This is a genomic window from Scytonema hankhaensis NUACC26 (genome assembly GCF_045865695.1).
GTDB lineage: Bacteria > Cyanobacteriota > Cyanobacteriia > Cyanobacteriales > Nostocaceae > Scytonema.
The window spans coordinates 1-4,754 of sequence record NZ_BAACAP010000032.1 but is presented as its reverse complement, the minus strand read 5'-3'; the positions used below and the strand labels follow the sequence as shown (position 1 = coordinate 4,754).

Below are 4,754 nucleotides of genomic sequence, written 5' to 3'. Positions count from 1 at the left end.
CTCATTTCACAACACAGGATGCTCATTTCACAACACAGGATGCTCATTTCACAACACAGGATGCTCATTTCACAACAGTGGTGCGGGCATCTTGCCCGCCACTATGAATAAGGGGACTCCTACAAGATGGGAAAATTTATTTTTTGCTGTTATCTGCACCATAGCCTTATTTTTATCCCCTTTACCAGCATGGGGTTTACCCGCACAACCAGAACGCATTCCCTTAACTCTGGAACTATTACAAGAACGATTGCGTACTCCTACTGTTCGTGAAGGTAATCTCACAGTAGATTTACGGGAAATGGTCATAGATTTACGACCGGAGAATGCAAGTTTTCGAGATACTTTTTATCAAACTTTGCGGAAAGAATTGCAAAAAGCTGGCTCAAAACCTTTGGGATTGGATTTAAGTTATTCTGTCATTCAAGGAGACTTTATTGGTAGCGATTTAGGTTTGCAAACACCTCTATATGCTCGCGCTATTGCTCCTATTTTTACAGTATCCGAACAAGAACAATTAGAACATTTGCGAGCAGCTTGTTTGCGATCGCTTGCTGTGGAATTACCGAGTTCTAAAGATTGTAAATTTCTATTGGGAAATCAGTCAACGATATCGACTGCAATTAGTGTTTTTCGTGGTTCGCTAACTCTCGTTGAAACCCGCTTTAATGGAATCGTTCGATTTGCCAATACGTTTTTTCTTCAACCCGTCAATGCCCAAAGTGCTTTTTTCACGCAACCAGTTTATTGGGTAGAAACAAGATTCAGTCGTGCTGCTAGCTTTGCTAATACCAATTTTCGGAAAGAGAGTTACTTTCAAAGTAGTTTCTTTTTTGATAAGCTGAGTTTTAAGCAAAGTGTATTTCAAGAAAATGCAAACTTTCAAGACAGTACTTTTGAAGATACGGCTAATTTTACTGAAGCCAATTTTAAGCATACAGCAAAATTCAGTCGCGTGCAGTGGTTAGGTAATGCTGATTTTTTAAGCGTGCATTTTTTTGAACAAGCACAGTTTACAAAAGATATTTTTCATTGTTTCCTTTTTTTATCAGAGGCAACTTTTGAGCAATCTGTTGCCTTTCGAGAAGCACAATTTAATCAACCTGTCAACCTCCAAGGTGCAAGCATCCTTAACCAAGCAGACTTTAGCGATGCGGGATTTTCTCCAGAAGCCTATTTAAATGTATCTGGTCTTCTTTTTAATTCCAATCAAGCTAAAATTTTAGGAAATCCCGGTCAAATTGGCAAAAACATGGTGGTAAATGGTTTGCAAGGCAATCAAAGCGTTTTGCGTAATTTGGGGCAAAATTTTCGTCAGTTACAGCAAATTGCTGATGCTAATCAGTTGGAATATACAAAGCAGGAGTTGCGGCTACAAGAGTTAACCTACGATTTGTTTGGTACAAATATCAATAGTGCTTCTCAAAAACGTTTGATTCGTTTGGGGTTTTCTCCCGTTCAAGCAGATGCGATCGTTCGTCGCCGACAAGTAAAGCCGTTCCGCAATAAGAGTGAATTGCTGACTTTGGCTGATATTGACTTTGATACTTACGCTAGAGTTATCTCTCGCATTGCGATTGGTAATTCTCTTTCCGTGGGGAATAGGTTGCTATTAGCGTGGAATTGGTTGGCGTTGAGTTTATTACTGTTGCTATCTGGGTATGGTACGAATTTTTGCTTAGTTATTGGTGTAGGAACGATCGCGATCGCATACTTTGGTTTATTATTTTGGCTGGTTGATAGCGTTCGTCGTACTGGTCCAAGACCGATTTTACCCACAGCTTACGAAACATCTTGTATGTTCGTTAGTTTTAGCTTGTTAGTCATACTGGGATTACTAGCTATCTTTCGTTCATCAGAACAACCTTGGTTGACATTGGGGTGTCTGTTTGCGATTCTTATTCCTGTTCCTGGAGTCTTGCTGTTACGACTTTACCAACAAGGACGCTATCACGATCTCTTAGACGTTTCCTACTTTACAGAAGAAGGAACTTTAAGACAGCTACGCTTGCTGATTGGACGTTTGCCAGTGATTCCAAGGTATCAAATGTTTCGCGAGCGTTATTTACCAATTTTATGCGATCGCAAATGGAACTGGCTCAATTACTATGACTTCAGCCTGAACAACTTATTGAGGTTAGGATTTAATGACATTCGTTTGAGAGACGAACACCTCCCTGGCATCATTACGACATTGGCATGGTATCAATGGGTGCTTGGTATACTTTACATCACTCTTGTTTTTTGGACTCTTTCCCGCACTATTCCTGGATTGAACTTACTGATTTATCTAAAGTAAGGTTTGTTATCTAAGCTGTTTCTAATCGTAATGTTAGCGCCAAGGCAAATACATCATAGTAGAATCGACTGTACTATAAATAAGTAGAATTGACAGCTTTAAACTCCGTAATTTTTGAATAAGCTAAAATTAGATGTTGAGGTACGTGAGTGAGCCAGTTATCCAATGAGGAAATTTACGAGGAAATTGGTAAAATAGTAGCAAGTTTTGACCTGTATAAATGTGACGAATGCGCTACTGCTGTAATGCAGTGGTTAAGAGAAAATAATATTTCTGGAAAAATTATTAAAATTGAAACCCGACAAGGAGAGGATTATATAATTAACCTGAGTTCGGCGTAAGAAAAAGTCTGAAACCCAAGCCGAATAAAGATTGTAGCAACACATACCTATGAGTTTTAACTTCAATAAGCTTTGCTTATTGAAAATGAGCGGAAAAAATCATATATTTTGGGTACTCAAAAAAGTAAAATGAATTTGTGATGAATTCATTCTGCTTATGAGTAGTAAAAAAGCGTTCAAACAGGATCGAAGGTTTTTGCTCGTATTAGCTAATTGGGGTAAAAGTTCTGTGGGATGGTACTTTGGTTTTAAATTACATTTGATTATTAACGAATTGGGAGAACTCCTAACTTTTAGGATTACAAAGCGCCAATGTTGATGACCGCAAACCCGTACCAGAAATGACGCAAAATTTGTTTGGCAAATTATTTGGTGACCGAGGATATATTTCTCAAAAATTATTTGAACTTCTCTGACAACAAAATCTTCAGCTTATTACAACTCTTAAGAAAAATATGAAAAATCGTTTAATACCTATAATTGACAAAATCTTCTTAAGAAAACGTTCCCTAATAGAAACAGTTAACGACCAATTAAAAAATATATCTCAAATCCAACATACACGTCACCGCTGCGTTGGGAATTTTATGGTTAACGTTATTGCTGGTGAGTCCAGCCCTGCAGGCGGGTTTCCCGCCGTAGGGGACTGGCGAACCCGAAGGGGTTAATCGCCTATACATACCAAGATAAAAAACCTTCATTAAATTTAACAACAGCTATAGTTGAATTTACTACAAGAAGAACATCTCTTCCCTCTTGAACCTTTGGCACTTACTATTATCTAAATAATTTCAAAAAACCTCCATTTCTACAAGCGCGAGCGCTCAATTCTGATTGTGTGATTATTTCATTTTTGGTGTATAAAGTTTACTCTGTCTAATTTTCAGTTTTTTTTTACGTCGAACTCAGGTCCAGTTGAAATATTTGCCGCATCCTTACCAGTAAAAGAAAAGCCACTGATTTCCAGCCAAATAGCTCAAATGGTAAAACAAGCTGCTACTTGGTCAGAAGTTGTTCACATTACACAAAACTGCCCTCATGAATTAAAAAGCGCTGCTTGGGAAATGTTAAATCCTGAAGAAAAGTGCCGTATTCACCAACTGAAAAACCAACACTTAGAACAATTAGCACTCACACCACAAGTAGGAAACAAAGTTTACTGGATGAATTGTCCTGCCCATCTTACAAACTGGCAGCCGTTTTCAATTACGAGTATTCAAGGACAGGAAGCAATGCTAGATATTTGTGCTTATCCAGTGCCACTAGCTCAATTGCAGGTTTGTTCTACTTTTTGACCAAAAGTTGCTATAACAACTATTTTTAGCCCTGATTCTGATGTTGGCTCTGGCTTGATATCAACCCTATGAAAGTCAAACCTGTCTCATGGTATGACTGTGGGAAGTGAGCAAATTAACAATTACAGGTCACGACCGCAGAGCGATTGCAAAGGAGCGTAGTATCGATTGAGCAAATGGTTAACAAAACCTGGAATTCGGTTTGCTTCGTTCAACACTGCCCGTCGAACAATTCTTTAAATTATCAGCCATGTACATAATTTGCAAAGGGCAAGTTAAAGGCGTTACTATACTAAAGGGAATATTTTAACGCGGCCGCAGAATTCGGAACTCAAATTTTTGGAGTGGTTGCTTAAAGCGAGTTTTAGTCAAGTCAATGGCTTGTCAGACCGCAGTTAAAGCAACACAACCCATGGTACCGATCGGGAGAGAATTCAATGATTGCTCTAGCTGGGATCGCCTTCCATTGCAAAATCTATTCAAGTTCAACATCTGTTGTGTACCGGGGTATCAGGGTGCAGGATGGTCGGGCAATCATCGTCAAACTACTTAAGCAAGATTATCCCTCTCCTGAAGAACTCATTCGCTATAGGCAGGAATATGAAATTACCCGTTCCCTCAAAGAGGAAGGAGTCATCAAAGTATATAGTCAGCAAGACTATCAGCGCACGCTGGTTATTCTCTTGGAAGATTTCGGTGGAGAATCTATCGAAAGATGGATGCACAAGCAACCAAAATTTTGTCCTATACCTTTATCCAATTTCTTACGATTAGCAATCGATATCACAGAGATTTTGGGCAGAATTCATGCTGCTGGAG

Annotated in this window: 3 protein-coding genes and 2 pseudogenes; all 5 read left to right on the top strand. The window is 38.9% G+C overall.

All coding sequences use genetic code 11. The features are described 5' to 3' along the window. The first annotated feature begins 103 nt into the window (after window positions 1-103). Entirely contained in the window at window positions 104-2,299 is a 2,196-nt protein-coding gene (locus tag ACKTT2_RS00585; protein ID WP_407882917.1) for a pentapeptide repeat-containing protein, read from the top strand. Between the two features lie 149 nt (window positions 2,300-2,448). After that, a complete protein-coding gene (locus ACKTT2_RS00580; protein ID WP_407882915.1) occupies window positions 2,449-2,640 on the top strand; it encodes a papain fold toxin domain-containing protein in 192 nt (63 codons plus the stop codon). Window positions 2,641-2,845: 205 nt separating this feature from the next. Further along, a pseudogene (locus ACKTT2_RS52280) lies at window positions 2,846-3,400 on the top strand (IS982 family transposase); the annotation flags it as partial. A gap of 220 nt (window positions 3,401-3,620) precedes the next feature. Next, on the top strand, window positions 3,621-3,935 hold the full coding sequence (locus ACKTT2_RS00565; RefSeq protein ID WP_407882910.1) for a hypothetical protein: 315 nt from the start codon (window positions 3,621-3,623) through the stop codon (window positions 3,933-3,935). Between the two features lie 437 nt (window positions 3,936-4,372). Next, window positions 4,373-4,754 (top strand): annotated as a pseudogene (locus ACKTT2_RS00560) (serine/threonine-protein kinase PknK); the annotation flags it as partial.